The organism is Serratia sp. NCCP-200, assembly GCF_059697885.1.
The window spans coordinates 36,018-54,114 of the sequence record NZ_BAAKUJ010000009.1 but is presented as its reverse complement, the minus strand read 5'-3'; the positions used below and the strand labels follow the sequence as shown (position 1 = coordinate 54,114).

The following is an 18,097-nucleotide window of genomic DNA, read 5'->3' as shown; positions in this document are numbered from 1 at the left end:
CCCGGCTTGCTGTAGTTGCGGCAAGCCGGGTATTCATTAAAACGCGACGCACACCGGCGCATCGACACGCATCACCGAGTCTTGGGCAAACTGTTGTTTATAGTGAGTGCGCAGCGCCTCAATGTTTTGCTCACTGCCCGCATCAGGGCTATGGATCAACATCAACGCCTTGCTGTTTTCCCGTGCCAGCTTGCCATCGTTCCCCAGCCATTGCCCTTTGGCATCAAAGACCGATAACCCATCTTTAAAACGCGGGGTTACCTGCTGATCGACAAAGGTCTGCCATTCAACCGCCGTAATTACCGGCCCTGCCGGGCGATTCAAACCAAAATAGAGCGTGGTTTGAGTCATCGGCTCGCCGATGCTGCACGTTGCTTCTGGTTTTAACGGTGACGCCTGTTGCACTGGCGCTACGCAGCCGCTCAACAGCAAGGTTATGGCGACGGCGACTGCCAATATCGGGGTGTTTTTCATCTCGCTTTCATATTCCTTAAATAATCATCAACAGATACTAACGATAAATTTCTAATGTGCTGTAAAAATCACAAGTAGCACTAGAGACTAGTATTAAGCAAAAATCACCTATTTAGCATTAGGTAAAGTAATTCGAAAGCGACACCAACAAAAAAACTCAGTGGTGCGTTGCCATCAGGCTCGTTACCCTCCGGCGTTGACACCCTTGCCCTCCGACCCTGTGAATCCACTATGTTACTGAGCATTCTTTATATCATCGGCATCACCGCAGAAGCCATGACCGGCGCGTTAGCCGCAGGCCGCCGCCAAATGGATTTGTTTGGCGTGATTTTTATCGCCTCCGCTACCGCCATTGGTGGGGGCTCGGTGCGTGATATGCTGCTTGGGCACTTCCCGCTGAGCTGGGTTAAACACCCTGAGTATATTGTTATCATAGCCATAGCGGCAATTATCACCACCTGGATGGCTCCGCTGATGCGCCACCTGCGCCATCTGTTCCTGGTGTTGGACGCCATTGGGCTGATCGTATTTTCGATCATCGGCGCGCAGGTGGCTCTGGATATGGGCCATGCCCCACTGATTGCAGCCATTGCCGCGGTAATCACCGGCGTTTTCGGCGGGGTGCTGCGCGATATGTTCTGCAACCGTATCCCGCTGGTTTTCCAGAAGGAAATCTATGCAGGCATCGCTTTTGCCGCTGCCTGGCTGTATATCGGCCTGCAATACCTTAACTTGCCGCATAACATGGTGATTATTATTACCCTGGTTGCTGGCCTCAGCGCTCGCCTGATCGCTCTGCGCTTTCGCCTTGGCTTGCCGGTGTTTAACTATCAGCATCCCGATCATTAATTCGCGAACGCATCGCCAAGCGGTTCGGCACGATCGGGAACCGCATCAAAGCCGCTGATATGGTGCTGCTGCAAGGTTTGAACCAGTGCCAGAAAGGCAGGGTATTGCAAAAATTCCTGCACTTTTCTGGCTTTTTGCGCACCCAAGCCAGCAAGTTCCTGCCACTGTGCCAACGTCATCTGCTGTACCTGCGACCAATTTTGTAGCGTGGCCAGCTGTGATGACGAAATTGGCACGCCGAGGGCGATCGGCCAACGCTCGAAAGGTTGCTGCCGCGCCAGCCGAAATTGACGATAAAGCGCCTGCGCACGCTTCGCCCCCAGGCTGGGCACCGCGCTGAGCTGTTCCGGGGTTAATTCCAACCAATCCAGCAGGTTATTCACCAATCCCTGATCAATCAGCACCTGCCAGCCTGCATTATTCAACCCGGTGATGTTCAGCCCATTGGCGCTGCTCAACCAAACCAACCGCGCCAGAAACTGCTGGCGGCATCCGGGCTGCAAGGTAAAGCAACTCAAAGCATGATAATCCTCCGGTTTTGGCGCAATGGGTGTCGCCCTGGCAACTTCACGCCAGACCACCTGTTTCAAATGCGGGATGCCATGCCCCATCAGGCTAATCGCAATATGATCGCCTGGCACGATGTCCCATTTTTGCCACAGGGCCAGCGAGCCCACGTTCACCCGCCGGATCCATTTATCATCCATACGCACCGGATCCAGGCGTAGCATCACGGCAATTTTTCCGGTGCAGCCAATGGCAAACTCAACATCCGTGACTCTGGCCACTTGCTGGACCGGGGTATATTTCCAGGCAACCGCCCAGTCATTGGGTTTGGCCTGCCAGTAGCGCCCCCGAGGTTCTTGCCCTTGGTGGATCACCACGCCATCGGTGACAAACGGCAAAGGGCCGCTGTACCAAGCTGCCCGCCACTGCTCCACCTCCGCCAACGTGGTGACCGGCTGTGAATATTGCAACGGCAGCGTAAAACCCATGGCGGCAAGCTGTTGCAAGCGTTCGGCCATGGTTGGCGGGCCATCGGGCCACGCCCAGACGAACAGGCCAAGCTGCTCAAGTTGCGCAGTGCGCGGATTACGCATCAGCATCCCGGCAACTTTGGAGCGGGCGTTAATGCCCCCTTGGGTTTGCTGGTGATGATCGTTCACCATCAGGAACAGCTCCCCTTGCAGTACTATATTGGCCGTAACCTCCGGTAAAACGTTGGGGATAGCGGGGATCGCCTTGACCTTTTCCAGCCAGTTTTCCCCCTTCTGCCCATCCCCCCGGCTAATGGCGTTCACCAATACGCCATGCCGGTAGACCAAAGTGACCGCCACACCATCAACCTTGGGTTGCACCCACAGATCGTGGCGGCCCTGCATCCATTGTTCTATGGCACGCGAGTTGCGCAGCTTACGCAATCCGGTGTGCGCCACCGGATGCGGTACTTTGCCCGCTGGCAATGGCCGCGTATCCTCTTCCACTGCACCGACACAACGCCGCCAATCATGCAGTTGCTGCAGCAGGCTGTCGTAGAGTTCATCGTCGATCGGGCTGTTGCCCAGGCGATAATAAGCCTCATCCCAGTTCCCGAGTTGATCATCCAGCGCCGTAATTTCCGCCTGTAAGCGCTCTGGCGACCACACTGGACAGTCTCCAGCCCATGCCGAGCTACACAGCACTCCAACCACCACTAGCGCCCGGTAAATACCTCTCCACATTGAGCACCTCCTTGCTTCCCGGCAGTAAATACTCAATCGCCTTTGCTGGCTAACGCCAAAAACCGGAGGTGCGAAACGCTTCCCAAAAGGAATGCGTATTTGCTGAAAACGGCAAAAATTTCCCGATCCGCCGCGCAAATTGACTTTTTCACGCTGTTTTTAGCAGAAAGCGACGGCCAAAATGCGAGCTAACGCTGCATACCGCCCGTTAGCCGTGTATACTGTGCGGAGAATTTACACATCCGCTGTAACTGACTCATCAACCGCTAGCAACGAACATCATCATGGCTCAAGGCACGCTTTATATTGTCTCTGCCCCAAGTGGCGCAGGGAAATCAAGTCTGATTCAGGCTTTGTTAAAGACGCAACCGCTGTACGATACGCAGGTTTCGGTTTCACACACCACGCGCGATAGCCGCCCGGGTGAAAATCACGGCGAGCACTACTTTTTCGTCTCCAAAGACGAATTCCGCCGGATGATTGAGCAGGATGCGTTTCTTGAGCACGCAGAAGTGTTCGGCAACTATTACGGCACGTCCCGCGCGGCCATCGAGCAGGTACTGTCGACCGGCGTTGACGTCTTCCTGGATATCGACTGGCAGGGCGCACAGCAGATCCGTGCCAAAATGCCCCAGGCGCGCAGCATCTTTATTCTGCCGCCGTCGAAGGAAGAGCTTGGCCGCCGCCTGCGTGGCCGTGGGCAAGATGCGGATGACGTGATCGCCAAGCGCATGGCGCAGGCCGTCGCGGAGATGACGCATTTCGCGGAGTATGATTATTTAATCGTGAATGACGATTTCGATCTGGCCCTGTCCGATCTGAAGACCATTATTCGCGCCGAACGCTTGCGTTTGGGCCGTCAAATGCTGCGGCATGATGCTTTAATCAGCAAACTATTGGCAGACTGAAGACAGTTTCAGTATTATGCCCAGTCTTTTCGTCACCTGTGGAGTAGCACAAATATGGCACGCGTAACTGTTCAAGACGCTGTAGAGAAAATTGGTAACCGTTTTGACCTGGTGTTGGTCGCTGCTCGTCGGGCACGTCAAATCCAGACCGGTGGTAAGGATGCACTGGTACCTGAAGAGAATGACAAGTACACCGTTATCGCTCTGCGCGAAATCGAAGAAGGCCTGATCAACAGCCAGATCCTCGATGTTCGTGAGCGCCAGGAGCAGCAAGAGCAGGAAGCCGCAGAGATCCAGGCGGTTACCGCGATTGCTGAAGGTCGTCGTTAATTAGACTGTGAGTCTGCCTTGTACCTGTTTGAAAGCCTGAATCTGCTGATTCAACGTTACTTGCCTGAGGAGCAGATTAAGCGCCTCAAACAGGCATACCTCGTCGCACGTGATGCTCACGAGGGACAGACACGCTCCAGTGGTGAGCCCTACATTACTCACCCGGTCGCCGTGGCCTGTATTCTGGCGGAAATGCGTCTCGATCATGAGACGCTGATGGCAGCCCTGCTGCACGACGTCATCGAAGACACCCCGGCCACCTATCAGGATATGGAACAACTGTTTGGCAAAAGCGTTGCCGAACTGGTTGAGGGCGTATCCAAGCTAGACAAATTAAAATTCCAGGATAAGAAAGAAGCGCAGGCGGAGAACTTCCGCAAGATGATCATGGCGATGGTGCAGGATATCCGCGTCGTGCTGATCAAGCTGGCGGACCGCACCCACAATATGCGAACGCTTGGCTCGCTGCGCCCAGACAAACGGCGGCGTATCGCCCGTGAAACCCTGGAAATATATAGCCCATTGGCCCACCGCCTGGGTATTCATCATCTGAAAACCGAGCTTGAAGAGCTGGGTTTTGAAGCGCTTTACCCGAACCGCTACCGCGTCATCAAAGAAGTGGTGAAAGCCGCGCGCGGTAACCGTAAGGAGATGATCCAGAAAATCCTCTCCGAGATCGAAGGTCGTTTGACCGAAGCGGGTATCCCCTGCCGCGTCAGCGGGCGGGAAAAGCACCTCTACTCCATTTACTGCAAGATGCATCTGAAAGAACAGCGCTTCCATTCCATCATGGATATTTACGCGTTCCGAGTGATCGTCAAAGAAGTGGATACCTGCTACCGCGTGCTGGGCCAGGCACACAGCCTGTATAAGCCGCGCCCGGGCCGGGTAAAAGACTATATCGCCATTCCCAAGGCTAACGGCTATCAATCGCTGCATACCTCACTGATCGGCCCGCACGGCGTGCCGGTTGAGGTACAGATCCGTACCGAAGATATGGATCAGATGGCCGAAATGGGGGTCGCCGCGCACTGGGCCTATAAAGAAAAGGAACAGGGCGAAACCGGCGGCACTACCGCACAGATCCGCGCCCAACGCTGGATGCAGAGCCTGCTGGAGCTGCAACAAAGCGCCGGTAGCTCGTTTGAATTTATTGAAAGCGTAAAATCCGATCTGTTCCCCGATGAGATTTACGTTTTCACCCCGGAAGGCCGTATTGTCGAACTGCCAGCCGGCGCTACACCGGTCGACTTTGCCTACGCCGTGCATACCGATATCGGCCACGCCTGCGTTGGCGCACGTGTCGATCGCCAGCCGCATCCGTTGTCACAAGCTTTAGCCAGTGGCCAGACGGTAGAGATCATCACCGCTCCGGGTGCCCGGCCAAATGCCGCCTGGCTGAACTTTGTGGTGAGCTCCAAAGCCCGCGCCAAGATCCGCCAGATGTTGAAAAACCTCAAGCGCGATGATTCCGTCAGCCTCGGCCGCCGTTTGCTCAACCATGCACTCGGGGGCAGCCGCAAACTTTCGGAAGTGCCGCCAGAGAATATCCAGCATGAACTGGACCGCATGAAGCTGGCCACGCTGGACGATCTGCTGGCAGAAATCGGCCTCGGTAATGCCATGAGCGTGGTAGTCGCGAAGAACCTGCAGGGCGATCAGTCCAGCCTGGGCTCCTCGAACGGCGTGCGCAACCTGGCCATCAAAGGCGCCGATGGCGTCCTGATCACCTTTGCCAAGTGCTGCCGCCCAATTCCAGGCGATCCGATTATTGCCCATGTCAGCCCGGGCAAGGGCCTGGTGGTTCACCATGAATCCTGTCGTAATATCCGCGGCTACCAGAAAGAGCCAGAGAAATTCATGGCGGTCGAGTGGGATATGGAAACCGAGCAGGAGTTCATTGCGGAAATCAAAGTGGACATGTTCAACCATCAAGGTGCGTTGGCCAACCTCACGGCGGCGATTAACGCGGCCGAATCGAATATTCAAAGCCTGAATACCGAAGAGAAAGATGGCCGGGTCTACAGCGCCTTTATCCGCCTGACCACCCGCGATCGCATCCACCTGGCAAATATTATGCGTAAGATCCGTATCATGCCGGATGTGATTAAAGTTAACCGTAACCGAAACTAGCGCCTATGAGCCCCGAACGCTATGCGCGGATTTGTGAAATGCTGGCTAGCCGGCAGCCCGATCTGACGGTCTGCCTGGAACAGGTTCACAAACCGCATAACGTCTCCGCGATTATCCGTACCGCCGATGCCGTCGGCGTACATCAGGTGCATGCCGTGTGGCCTACTCCACGGATGCGTACCCTGGTCTCCTCTGCTGCGGGCAGCAATAGCTGGGTGAGTGTCAAAACCCACCCCACCATCGCCGATGCGGTCACGCATCTGAAAGGCCAAGGGATGCAGATCCTGGCAACTCACCTTTCTGCCCGCGCCGTCGATTTTCGCGAAATAGACTATACCCGCCCCACCTGCATACTGTTGGGGCAGGAAAAAACCGGCATCACCGAAGAAGCGCTAGCCCTGGCCGATCAGGACATCATTATTCCGATGATCGGTATGGTGCAGTCGCTGAACGTCTCTGTCGCTGCGGCTCTGATCCTGTATGAGGCCCAACGCCAGCGGCAAAACGCCGGTATGTATCGCCGCGATCTCAGCGCGTTAGATGAGCAGGAGCAGCAACGCCTGCTGTTTGAAGGCGGTTACCCGGTGTTAGCCAACGTGGCCAAGCGCAAAAGGCTGCCGCGCCCGCAGATTGACGATCAAGGCCAAGTGATTGCAGACGCCGAATGGTGGGCAGCCATGCAGGCAACGACGGTACGCCGATGAAAGGCCGCCTGCTGGATGCCGTCCCACTCACTACACTTTCCGGGGTTGGAGCCAGCCAGGCGGGGAAACTGGCCAAAATTGGCCTGAATACCATCCAGGATCTGCTGCTGCACCTCCCGTTACGTTACGAAGACCGCACCCGCCTCTACCCAATCAACGATCTGCTGCCGGGTATTTTTGCCACGGTGGAAGGGGAAGTGCTGCGCAGTGATATCAGCTTTGGCCGCCGCCGCATGCTCACCTGCCAGATCAGCGACGGCTCCGGCATCCTGACCATGCGTTTTTTCAACTTCAACGCGGCGATGAAGAACAGCCTGGCAACCGGCCGCCACGTAACGGCCTATGGCGAAGTCAAACGCGGCACCCACGGCGCAGAGATCATCCACCCGGAATACCGTGTCCAAGGGGAAAACAGCGAGGTCGAGCTACAAGAAGCTCTGACGCCGGTGTATCCCACCACCGAAGGGATCCGCCAAGCCACGCTACGCAAGTTGACCGATCAGGCGCTGGAGTTGCTGGATACCTGTGCGATTGCCGAGCTGCTGCCACCAGAATTAAGCGGCGGTTTGATGAGCCTGCCACAGGCGCTGCATATGCTGCACCGTCCACCGCCGGATATCCAACTGGCTGATTTGGAACAGGGCAAGCACCCAGCACAGAAACGCCTGATCCTTGAAGAGCTGCTGGCGCATAACCTCAGCATGTTGGCCGTCCGTGCCGGTGCGCAAAGCTACCGGGCATTATCGCTAACGCCTGACGATCGGCTGAAAAACCGCTTCCTGGACCAGCTCCCCTTCTCTCCTACCGGTGCACAAACGCGGGTTGTGGCAGATATTGAAACGGACCTGCAAAAAGGTTTCCCGATGATGCGCCTGGTACAAGGCGACGTCGGCTCGGGTAAAACTCTGGTTGCTGCTCTGGCCGCACTACGCGTCATCGCTCACGGCAAACAGGTGGCGCTGATGGCCCCAACCGAATTACTCGCCGAACAACACGCCAATAACTTCCGCCAGTGGTTTGAACCCTTGGGAATTGAGGTGGGTTGGTTGGCTGGCAAGCAAAAGGGCAAGGCACGCCTCGCCCAACAGGAAGCCATTGCCAGCGGTCAGGTGTCGATGGTGGTAGGGACGCATGCCATCTTCCAGGAGCAGGTGCAGTTTAATGGCCTGGCCCTGGTGATTATCGATGAACAACACCGCTTTGGTGTGCATCAGCGGCTGGCGCTGTGGGAGAAAGGCGAAGAACAAGGGTTCCATGCTCATCAGTTGATCATGACCGCCACGCCAATCCCGCGTACGCTGGCGATGACTGCCTACGCCGATCTGGACACCTCGGTGATCGATGAATTGCCGCCGGGCCGCACGCCGGTAACCACGGTGGCAATCCCCGATACGCGCCGGGCCGATATCATCCAGCGGGTAAAAAGCGCCTGTATCGAAGAAGGTCGCCAGGCATATTGGGTCTGCACGCTGATCGAAGAGTCTGATTTACTGGAAGCGCAGGCCGCAGAAGCAACCTGGGAAGAATTGAAGATTGCACTGCCGGAACTGAAGGTGGCGCTGGTGCATGGCCGCATGAAGTCAGCGGAGAAACAGGCGGTGATGCAGGCCTTCAAACAGGGCGAACTGCAATTGCTGGTAGCCACCACGGTGATTGAGGTGGGGGTGGACGTACCAAACGCCAGCCTGATGATCATCGAAAACCCGGAGCGGCTTGGCTTGGCCCAGCTGCACCAGCTGCGTGGCCGGGTTGGCCGTGGTGCGGTAGCCTCTCACTGCGTGCTGCTGTATAAAACCCCGCTCAGCAAAACCGCCCAAAAACGCCTGCAGGTGCTGCGCGACAGTAACGACGGCTTTGTGATTGCCCAGCAAGATTTGGAAATCCGTGGGCCGGGTGAGCTATTGGGGACGCGCCAAACCGGCAGTGCGGAGTTTAAAGTGGCAGATTTGATGCGCGATCAGGCCATGATCCCCGAAGTTCAGCGCGTAGCACGCCATATTCACCAGCAGTATCCGCAGCATGCACATGCACTGATTGAGCGCTGGCTGCCAGAAACCGCTCGCTACTCCAACGCCTAATCAATTAACCCCTCTTGTCGCCAGGAGGGGTTATCATCACTTAACCGAACACCGGCAGCATCAGATACAGCTTAATCACGATGGCGTTAGCGATATCGATAAAGAACGCGCCCACCATCGGCACCACCAAAAATGCCAGATGCGAAGGGCCGAAACGATCGGTGATCGCCTGCATGTTGGCAATGGCCGTTGGCGTCGCCCCCATGCCAAAACCGCAGTGCCCAGCCGCCAGCACGGCAGCATCGTAGTTTTTCCCCATCACGCGATAGGTCACGAAGATGGCATACAACGCCATGACCAACGTCTGCACCGCCAGGATCGCCAGCATTGGCAAGGCCAGTGAAGCCAGCTCCCACAGGCGCAGGCTCATCAACGCCATCGCCAGGAACAGCGACAGGCTCACGTTACCCAGTACGGAGACCGCACGCTCAAACACCTGGTAGAAGCCCGTTGCCGACAGGGTGTTGCTGAGGATCACGCCAACAAACAGCACGCAGACAAAAGTCGGCAGTTCGAAGGCGGTGCCATTCAATAACCCGGCAATAAAGTTACCGAGGCTCAGGCAGATGGCGATCATGGCGATGGTTTCGATCATCACTAGCGAGGTGATCAGGCGGCCACTTTCCGGCTTCTCAAAGCCGCTCGGCTGCACGCTGTCATCCGGTGTGCCTTCTGGCGTTGAGGAGTGTTTCACCAGATAGCGGGCTACCGGGCCACCAATCAGGCCGCCCAGCACCAGACCAAAGGTGGCGCAGGCCATGGCCACTTCGGTGGCATTCTCAAACCCATAGCGCTCGATGAACACCTTGCTCCAGGCCGCCCCGGTGCCATGCCCACCAGAAAGCGTAATAGAGCCCGCAATCAACCCCATTAATGGATCCAGCCCCAGCATTTTCGCCATGCCGATACCGATGGCATTCTGTACCAACAGCAGACCCAGCACGACAAACAGGAACACGACCAGTGCCTTGCCCCCCGCCCGCAGGCGCGCCAGGTTGGCATTCAGACCGATAGTGGCGAAGAAGGCCAGCATCAATGGGTCTTTCAGCGACATATCAAAGCCGACTTCCCAGTTCACCGTTTTCTTCAAAACCAAGAGCATAACCGCCACCAGTAAACCACCGGCAACGGGAGCAGGAATAGTATATTTTCTCAGCAGAGGAATGGAGCGCACGCATTTGCCCCCAAGCAACAGGACCAGCGTGGCGGCAACTAAAGTGCCGTAAGTATCGAGATGAAACATCTAGCTACTCCGTGTAGTAATTAAATCCAATAAATTAATAAGTTATAAAATTTACTCAGTTTTTTAACTCGATGAAGGGTGGATTAAAAGTAAAAACGACTAATAACACAAGAAAAAATGAACGAAAATGCGACATGCACGGGGTTGGGGTCGTGCAAAATATTAATGCGCAACCGTTTGCTTTTGTGAGGCAGATCATTAAAATGCCTTCTTTGCCGCCTTAGGGAAAGCCACACCATGTCCAGCCAAACCGCCGAGCTTGATGCCGCGCAAAAAGCATCAGCCCCCGTTTCACAAAATAGTGAACTGATTTACCGCCTGGAAGATCGCCCGCCGCTGCCGCAAACGCTGTTTGCCGCCAGTCAGCATCTACTGGCGATGTTTGTTGCCGTGATCACCCCGGCCCTGTTGATCTGCCAGGCGCTTGGCCTGCCAGCGCAGGATACGCAGCACATCATCAGCATGTCGCTGTTTGCTTCCGGTTTGGCCTCGATACTGCAAATCAAAACCTGGGGCCCGGTGGGGTCTGGCCTGCTGTCCATTCAGGGCACCAGCTTCAACTTTGTCTCACCGCTGATTATGGGCGGGCTGGCGCTGAAAAACGGCGGCGCAGACGTGCCCACCATGATGGCTGCGCTGTTTGGCACCTTGATGGTCGCCTCTTGTACCGAAATCCTGCTGTCACGCGTGCTGCACCTGGCGCGCCGCATCATTACCCCGCTGGTCTCCGGCATTGTGGTGATGATTATCGGCCTGTCGCTGATCCAGGTCGGGCTGACCTCTATCGGTGGCGGCTATGCGGCGATGGGCGATCACACCTTCGGCGCGCCCAAGAATCTGCTGCTGGCAGGCGCGGTGCTGGTAGTGATTATACTGCTTAACCGCCAACGTAACCCTTACCTGCGCGTCGCTTCGTTGGTGATCGCAATGGCCGTGGGTTATCTGCTGGCTTGGGCGATGGGTATGCTGCCGGAAACCGAACCGGCTACCCAAACGACCTTGATCACCGTTCCTACCCCGCTGTATTACGGCCTGGGCTTTGACTGGAACCTGTTATTGCCGCTGATGCTGATATTTATGGTCACGTCGCTGGAAACTATCGGTGATATCACCGCCACCTCCGACGTTTCTGAACAGCCGGTCAGTGGCCCGCTATATATGAAGCGCCTGAAAGGCGGGGTGCTGGCCAACGGCCTGAACTCAATGCTGTCTGCGGTATTCAACACCTTCCCGAACTCTTGCTTTGGCCAGAACAACGGGGTGATCCAGCTGACCGGCGTTGCCAGCCGCTACGTCGGTTTTGTGGTGGCACTGATGCTGATCCTGCTGGGGCTGTTCCCGGCCGTTGCCGGTTTTGTGCAGCATATTCCTGAACCGGTGCTGGGCGGCGCGACCATCGTGATGTTCGGTACTATTGCAGCCTCCGGCGTGCGTATCGTTTCCCGCGAGAAGTTAAACCGCCGCGCCATCATGATTATGGCGCTGTCGCTGGCCGTCGGTATGGGGGTTTCCCAACAGCCGCTGATCTTGCAGTTTGCACCGGACTGGCTGAAAACCCTGCTTTCTTCCGGTATCGCCGCCGGTGGTATCACCGCCATTGTGCTGAACCTGCTGTTCCCACCAGAAGAAAAATAAGCGCTCCCCGCAGCAAACCAACGGCCATTGGCAAACCGCTACTGGCCGTTTTTTTATTGTCTTTCAGGCTATTGCCCTTGAGCTGGAAGGCTAATTGCGGCATAAACAGGGTATCTTTTCTGTCCGCTACGGATCCACACGATGAAATTTATCGGAAAACTATTGATCACGTTGCTGTTGCTGATAGTGCTGGCCATTGTGCTGCTCTACGTCGTGGGGCAAACCCGCTGGGCCGCAGGCTGGTTGAGTCACTGGATCAGCGATCGTGGTGATTACCAGCTGTCGGTAGAAAAAATAACGCATTCGTGGAGCAAACCAGGACAGCTAAGCCTGGAGGGCATAACCCTCGCCCGTGCCAACCAACCGCAACTCTTGGCAGCCAAGCAGGTCGATATGGCTTTCAGCCTGCGGCAAATTACCGAGCCACGCTATTTCGATAGCATCACGCTGCGCGACGGCACCCTAAACGTTCAGCCTTTGCAGGGCGCACCGCTGCCAATACAGGCCGATGTGCTGCAACTGAGCAATATGGCACTGCAATCTAACGATGAGAGCTGGCAGCTTAACGCGCAGAAGGTCAATGCCGGGATCAATCCGTGGCAGCCTACGGCAGGCCATTTGCTCGGGGATAACAATCAGTTCCAGTTCAGCGCCGGTTCGATGGTGGTCAACGGTATTCCGGCCTCGCAGGTGTTGATCCAGGGCGAAATCAAACAAAACCAGCTGATATTGAGCGACTTTGGTGCCGATCTGGCACAGGGCGATTTGACCGGGGTAGCCAGCCGAGCTGCCGATGGCAGTTGGTTGGTTGAACGGCTGCGGCTGAGCAACGTCCGCCTGCAAGTACCAATGACGCTAGAACAGTTCTGGAGCCGCTTCACGGCGTTGCCACCCATTACGTTGAAACGCTTTGATCTGATTAACGCCCGCCTGGAAGGTAACGCCTGGGCGGCGAACGATCTCGATTTGTCGATGCAAAATATCACCTTCCAGCAAGGGGATTGGAGCAGTCAGGATGGCGCGATCAACTTCACCGCCGACGACCTAATCAATGGCAACTTCCATCTCATCGATCCGATTATGGATATGCAGCTCTCACCAGCCGGTATTGCCATTGGCCAGTTCAGCACCCGCTGGGAAGGTGGATTGCTGCGTACCACCGGCAACTGGCTGCGCGCCAACAAGCGCCTGCAACTCGACGAGGTGGCCGTCTCTGCGTTGGAGTACACCTTGCCCAGCAACTGGCGTGAACTCTGGTTACAGCCGTTGCCAAGCTGGCTGGCAGAGGTGTACGTCGCCAAGATGAGCACCAACCGTAACCTGATCATTGATATCAACCCGGATTTCCCATTCCAGCTCACCTCGCTGGATGGAAACGGCAGCAATCTGCTGTTGGCCAGTGACCATCAGTGGGGGATTTGGTCCGGCTCGCTGAAACTCAACGCCGGTGGTGCCACCTTTAACAAGATCGACGTGCGCCGCCCATCGCTGGCGTTGGATGCGGATGCACAGCAGATCAACGTTACCGAGCTGAGCGCCTTTATGCCCGATGGCCTATTGGATGCCAAGGCCAACGTCAGCCAACTGCCCGGTAAACCGTTCACCCTGTCCCTTAACGGGCGTTCGGTGCCTGTGAATACCTTGCAGCAATGGGGTTGGCAGCATGTGCCGCTGGAGGGTGATGGTAATTTGCAGTTGCAGCTGAAGGGATTACTCAACAGCGATGGGCCGTTTAAAGCGTCTTTGAAGGGCCAGTTGCAGGCTACCAGTAAGGATGGGCAGACTCTGGAGCAGCAGGTGCCGTGAACTGATGTTGAATACCGCTGCTTCTGGAGTGATCTGGTGGCAGCGGCAAGAGATTGGGTATTAAGGGGGCGCTGCTAATAACTGATTGATACTGAAGGACTAATAGAAGCTAAAATATCTATAACATCGTCTACAGTTGAAAGCATATAATGAACAACTCCGTCGTGTGCATTACCGCTTTGTTCATTAAACCACTCTAAATATTTAGAATTTTCTACAATATAAAACCCTGTAAGCATTTCCCCTTTCTGCTCTTGCTGCATTTTTAATAGGTCACCTTCATCAATCATTCGGAAAGAATAAACCCAATCGAACAACAGATTGATTTTACTGCCCTCTTCGTTATCTCCGGAAAGCAACAACAACTCAAGGGAGCCAGAGGAATATCGAAAATCCTCTAGCTGACTATTCAGTAGAGAACCGACAGCAAGGCTAAATTTAACCAATTTTTCAGTCATATATGATTACTCAGCATATCCAAGATTGGAGTTTCCAAAGCGTAAAAATGAATCCTAACTAGTTAACAAAGTTCTATCAATTATGCTCACAGACTCTTATATCGTTCAGGTAGATACTCAGTTTTTTCAACTATCTTTATCAATCTAATAAGTTCATCTTTATAAAAATATAGCTCCTCCTTATCACAAAATCCGGTTATTATAAAAAATTCATCATTTGAAATCAGTACGTAATCAATGCAACTCTCGTAAACCATCACTTCATCTTCAGAGGTACTTAATTACACTGGTAATGCATTCTTTCTGTAACAACTCAACTTTGTCACCACTTAATCTTGCTTCCACGATGTTAATAAAGCCCTTAGCTGTTCATGTCAGCCCAAGTTTTTATACCTCTCAGGTATATATTTTTTATGCTCCATAGATTTTATTAGACCCAAAATATCTGCTAAAAACAAAGACAACTCTTCTTTACTTGAACACTCAGTTGACTGTTCTATTTGTTCATCTGAGCAATTTTTTAAAACATAGTTTAAGCAGTTTGAAAAAACTACAACTTCAGACTCAGAGAGACGAACCTCAAATAAAGTGACATTTCCCCCTGAAATATAATCAACACTGAGGATATCCATAGCCACCACCTTTAATAGTCATTAAAATTTTAATATTGTTGACCACTATCAGGCCTACTCAACCGGCCAAAATTTAAGCGTATTCCTGAGGGTCACTTAGATAAGGGTTCCAGCTTGAGAAGATGGTTTTTTGCCTTATCAATAAGATGTAGGAACTCATCACAGTTGAATTTTAGAATATCATCATTAGGGTAAATAATAATACTCACGGATTTTCTATCTTGGGATAATGAGATCTCTCCCCACTGAACTCTTTTAAATGATAGTTCAGCATATAGGTCATGCCTATCCATTGAACTGCCTATACTGTACTCTAACATTAGCCATCCCTCATTATTTCTTTGGAGACTCATGGAAGCCGATCAACCGTTAATATAGCTCAGTAGATAGGATCCTGCCGGGTCGTGACTTCTCAGACCGCCTCTAGATGCTCTGGCTTGATATCAGCCTTATTATAAACATATCTAAAATCCAGCAAGTTGGATTTTTTAAAATGTATAGAAATAAGTATTCTCTAGCATAATTGTGGATTATTATTTATGAGCCTGTCAATATTAGTTTTAATTAATTAGGTAATATTTTAAAAAACATTATGATATAATCATTGCATTTTTCAAAATAATATTCATCTTGATTATTTAAAAAATATATCATGTATCCATTTTGGTATAACAAAATATATCTATTGCCATTTATATAAACTCACTTAATTCTGATTATCTGGCCGAAATTATCAATGACAATCACTTTATCCAACCCGATAGCTGGTCAATTATTAACCAAAGGCGATGTAGTCCGGTTGCAGCGGCTAGGAGATAGCGTTTTCAGGACTTGGAATAAAAGTTTCCGCATCAGTTGCAAGGATTTTACTAGTTCATATTATTTTTCTTTTCTTCATATTCTTGTAGATATTCGTTTAACGGTTGTGCTGTCCCGAACACATGAATCTCCCCATTATCTTTATCTATTATAAATGGGGAATTCCCTGCAAGCTGAGCTGATGGATCACCATTTTCAATATATTCTCTTGATTGAAAACAAAAGAACCACCCCTCTGAAAAACGACCCTGAGACGTTATAACGACAGGAATCTCAGTATCACTTAAATATTCATTTGCCTTTTTTACTGCCTCATCAAAGGTAATCATTAACTTGCCCTCAAAATCTTTAGAGCCGAACTTACTGAGCCTCACAGTTTCTAGGCAGGGAATTGACTTAGCTCAAACAATAAGCTTTAACAAAATTGTTATATTCTTCATCCAGATGATAAAACTTAGCATCATGCTCATCTTTAACCTCTTCATATCTGGCTTGCAATTTTTTAAATAATCCTTCCGGAACTAAACGAGCTTAATAATCATTTTTTGCGTAAAAAAATAAGATAATGCTTCTTTTAGGATAGGAATCGATAAGTTTGCGCCATTTTCATTCAAATAATTAAAAGCATATCCCCTCTCTGACACTGATAATAGCAAGCTATATATGCAACGTGATTTAAAGAAGTCATTCCATATAGCTTCAGACTCGATGATTCTTTTGTAGTAAGTCTGAACTAATTCTATATTGATAGACGATAAATATCTTAAATACTCTTCAGCCTGATCTGCATTCTCATCGAATGAGTCACAATTGATATAAAAAGGATCAATATAACCATATTCCAGATACGACTCCAACCCCTCAACCAACTGTTGCTCTGATTTAATAGCTTTATTCCCCATTTAATTAAAAGCCTCTATATACACTGATGACAATCGTTTGACCTGCCCCCTAAGCCCACATGAACATTGTCTGCCATAACCCCATGGCAGCGATCCAAATCACTACCGCAACGTACCTTCAGCTAATGTCGGTCACAGTGGTCGATCGAATCGATGGAAGTGGCTGCTAGAACAATAAGGCGGGGAACAAAAGACAAGCTACCGCCCTGCCTTGGCATCCTTGCCTGCTCATTAGTCATAGTACCAACAAGATCCCTTGCTGCCATTAGTTGTTTAATTCAATTGCCTTTACTGCCGGCCAGAGGATCGAAGCGATCACCGAGTCGGGTCAGTTGATCATCCGCGTCATTACGCAGTAACGGGGAGGTTCATCATGGCCAAGACCAACGCACAACATCAGGCCGAGTACCGCGATGGGGTTAGCACTCCTCTGAAGATCGAAGTGAGCCTCGTCGCCCATTTTGCGCTTGAACGACCGGCGCACCATCACGCTCTGACCCAGCGCAAGATGCTGGAACAGCTGATCACCAGCCCCCATGAAGCCCTGTGCAAAAGCCTTGAGGGTGACGACTTCCGCCGCTATATCGATATGGGAGCATCTTGAACACCACCCTCACACCCCAACCGATCCCGGAGTTGACGATCGACGGTGGTACGCTAGCCGGACTGGGTTTTACCCCCGGCATACCGTTACAGCTCACGCTCCGACCCGATGGCCTGTGGATCATCCCCGTCACCGATGCGGCCACCTGGAACGCACTGTGCGAAACCAGCCAACAACGGCAAGATTTTGGGGCGGATTGGGTACGGCAGAACGGCGAGCTGATCATCTGCGGAGACTGGCTCACCGAGTCCGGCATTACCGACGCGGAACAACTGGAGATAACCACCACACCCGGTGTGATCCGGTTACGACAACGAGAAGATGGCGTTTTCAGGGCTTAGAAGCAGTAACCCCCGGCCAAGGCCGGGGGTTACTGCTTTAATTCAGAAGATCCGTTGATACATTGCCGGTATCGAAGAACTCCTTGAAGATCCTGACAACAAGATCGAAGTCCTTTGTAAGCTGGCGCTCAGGCCAATAATTACCATGAATCATTATCTTATTGTCTATTTTTGACATATCCCAATATGAGCGAACATCAGAGTCACTTTCTGAATACTCCAACAAAGTTAATAAGTAAAAGCCATTTTCTGTAGATACATCAAGTTTTGCTGGACCAACATCAGGGTCAGGCAATACCGTCAATCTTACTGTGCCTTCTTTACCTTTTACTTTTAACAACAACTCTTTAATATCATCCCAATCAGGTCTACGTATTCTGGTAAAAGAGTTTTTGTTACTAAGGTGAAAATCAGCTTCAAACTCTTTTTTCAGATAATCTGACTCAACACCTATCTTCAT

18 protein-coding genes are annotated in these 18,097 nt (G+C 52.4%); 10 read left to right on the top strand and 8 right to left on the bottom strand.

Annotation, left to right across the window (positions count from 1 at the left end; all coding sequences use genetic code 11):
- Nucleotides 1-36 precede the first annotated feature (36 nt).
- Complete coding sequence (locus AC6HVW_RS22655; protein WP_071683772.1) at nucleotides 37-474, bottom strand: DUF3574 domain-containing protein; 438 nt, start codon at nucleotides 472-474, stop codon at nucleotides 37-39.
- A gap of 231 nt (nucleotides 475-705) precedes the next feature.
- On the opposite strand from AC6HVW_RS22655, the gene AC6HVW_RS22650 reads away from it, so the two are divergent.
- Nucleotides 706-1,323 carry a trimeric intracellular cation channel family protein gene (locus AC6HVW_RS22650; RefSeq protein WP_024527839.1) on the top strand — a complete coding sequence of 206 codons (618 nt, stop codon included), beginning with the start codon at nucleotides 706-708 and terminating at the stop codon, nucleotides 1,321-1,323.
- Here AC6HVW_RS22650 and ligB read toward each other — a convergent pair.
- On the bottom strand, nucleotides 1,320-3,044 hold the full coding sequence (gene ligB, locus AC6HVW_RS22645) for an NAD-dependent DNA ligase LigB (RefSeq protein ID WP_071683773.1): 1,725 nt from the start codon (nucleotides 3,042-3,044) through the stop codon (nucleotides 1,320-1,322). The genes AC6HVW_RS22650 and ligB overlap by 4 nt on opposite strands.
- Nucleotides 3,045-3,328: 284 nt before the next feature.
- Between ligB and gmk the strand changes: the two genes are divergently transcribed.
- From gmk to recG, 5 genes are read left to right on the top strand one after another with little or no spacing between them, the layout of a single operon-like run.
- Nucleotides 3,329-3,952 (top strand): guanylate kinase, encoded by a 624-nt coding sequence (gene gmk, locus AC6HVW_RS22640; protein WP_024482944.1) that lies wholly within the window; start codon nucleotides 3,329-3,331, stop codon nucleotides 3,950-3,952.
- A gap of 54 nt (nucleotides 3,953-4,006) precedes the next feature.
- The gene (gene rpoZ, locus AC6HVW_RS22635; protein ID WP_024482945.1) at nucleotides 4,007-4,282 is read left to right on the top strand and encodes a DNA-directed RNA polymerase subunit omega; all 276 of its coding nucleotides are present in this window, start codon (nucleotides 4,007-4,009) and stop codon (nucleotides 4,280-4,282) included.
- 18 nt (nucleotides 4,283-4,300) lie between these two features.
- Nucleotides 4,301-6,415: a bifunctional GTP diphosphokinase/guanosine-3',5'-bis pyrophosphate 3'-pyrophosphohydrolase gene (gene spoT / locus AC6HVW_RS22630; RefSeq protein WP_024482946.1), complete on the top strand. Its 2,115-nt coding sequence runs from the start codon at nucleotides 4,301-4,303 to the stop codon at nucleotides 6,413-6,415.
- A gap of 5 nt (nucleotides 6,416-6,420) precedes the next feature.
- On the top strand, nucleotides 6,421-7,119 hold the full coding sequence (gene trmH / locus AC6HVW_RS22625) for a tRNA (guanosine(18)-2'-O)-methyltransferase TrmH (protein WP_094981550.1): 699 nt from the start codon (nucleotides 6,421-6,423) through the stop codon (nucleotides 7,117-7,119).
- On the top strand, nucleotides 7,116-9,197 hold the full coding sequence (recG, locus tag AC6HVW_RS22620; protein WP_186486587.1) for an ATP-dependent DNA helicase RecG: 2,082 nt from the start codon (nucleotides 7,116-7,118) through the stop codon (nucleotides 9,195-9,197). Before trmH ends, recG begins: the two co-directional genes overlap by 4 nt.
- Nucleotides 9,198-9,237: 40 nt before the next feature.
- Here recG and gltS read toward each other — a convergent pair whose 3' ends face one another.
- Entirely contained in the window at nucleotides 9,238-10,440 is a 1,203-nt protein-coding gene (gene gltS, locus AC6HVW_RS22615) for a sodium/glutamate symporter (protein WP_166733697.1), read from the bottom strand.
- Between the two features lie 237 nt (nucleotides 10,441-10,677).
- On the opposite strand from gltS, the gene AC6HVW_RS22610 reads away from it, so the two are divergent.
- Nucleotides 10,678-12,075: a nucleobase:cation symporter-2 family protein gene (locus AC6HVW_RS22610; RefSeq protein WP_497569673.1), complete on the top strand. Its 1,398-nt coding sequence runs from the start codon at nucleotides 10,678-10,680 to the stop codon at nucleotides 12,073-12,075.
- Between the two features lie 141 nt (nucleotides 12,076-12,216).
- Nucleotides 12,217-13,881 carry an AsmA family protein gene (locus AC6HVW_RS22605; RefSeq protein ID WP_071683775.1) on the top strand — a complete coding sequence of 555 codons (1,665 nt, stop codon included), beginning with the start codon at nucleotides 12,217-12,219 and terminating at the stop codon, nucleotides 13,879-13,881.
- Nucleotides 13,882-13,955: 74 nt separating this feature from the next.
- Here AC6HVW_RS22605 and AC6HVW_RS22600 read toward each other — a convergent pair whose 3' ends face one another.
- The 4 genes from AC6HVW_RS22600 to AC6HVW_RS22585 form a co-directional block, all read right to left on the bottom strand.
- Nucleotides 13,956-14,339, bottom strand: coding sequence for a hypothetical protein (locus tag AC6HVW_RS22600; RefSeq protein ID WP_059199315.1), 384 nt, complete (start codon nucleotides 14,337-14,339; stop codon nucleotides 13,956-13,958).
- Between the two features lie 374 nt (nucleotides 14,340-14,713).
- On the bottom strand, nucleotides 14,714-14,971 hold the full coding sequence (locus AC6HVW_RS22595; protein WP_071683776.1) for a hypothetical protein: 258 nt from the start codon (nucleotides 14,969-14,971) through the stop codon (nucleotides 14,714-14,716).
- 869 nt (nucleotides 14,972-15,840) lie between these two features.
- Entirely contained in the window at nucleotides 15,841-16,119 is a 279-nt protein-coding gene (locus tag AC6HVW_RS22590) for a YrhB domain-containing protein (RefSeq protein ID WP_071683778.1), read from the bottom strand.
- Between the two features lie 192 nt (nucleotides 16,120-16,311).
- Nucleotides 16,312-16,692 (bottom strand): hypothetical protein, encoded by a 381-nt coding sequence (locus AC6HVW_RS22585; RefSeq protein WP_081367114.1) that lies wholly within the window; start codon nucleotides 16,690-16,692, stop codon nucleotides 16,312-16,314.
- 373 nt (nucleotides 16,693-17,065) lie between these two features.
- Here AC6HVW_RS22585 and AC6HVW_RS22580 point away from each other — a divergent pair, with 373 nt between their 5' ends.
- Both AC6HVW_RS22580 and AC6HVW_RS22575 read left to right on the top strand, forming a co-directional pair.
- Nucleotides 17,066-17,296 carry a hypothetical protein gene (locus tag AC6HVW_RS22580; RefSeq protein ID WP_071683779.1) on the top strand — a complete coding sequence of 77 codons (231 nt, stop codon included), beginning with the start codon at nucleotides 17,066-17,068 and terminating at the stop codon, nucleotides 17,294-17,296.
- Complete coding sequence (locus AC6HVW_RS22575) at nucleotides 17,293-17,637, top strand: SymE family type I addiction module toxin (protein WP_071683780.1); 345 nt, start codon at nucleotides 17,293-17,295, stop codon at nucleotides 17,635-17,637. The genes AC6HVW_RS22580 and AC6HVW_RS22575 overlap by 4 nt, the downstream gene beginning before the upstream one ends.
- 37 nt (nucleotides 17,638-17,674) lie before the next feature.
- Here AC6HVW_RS22575 and AC6HVW_RS22570 read toward each other — a convergent pair whose 3' ends face one another.
- On the bottom strand, nucleotides 17,675-18,097 hold the full coding sequence (locus AC6HVW_RS22570; protein WP_254698881.1) for a DUF6911 family protein: 423 nt from the start codon (nucleotides 18,095-18,097) through the stop codon (nucleotides 17,675-17,677).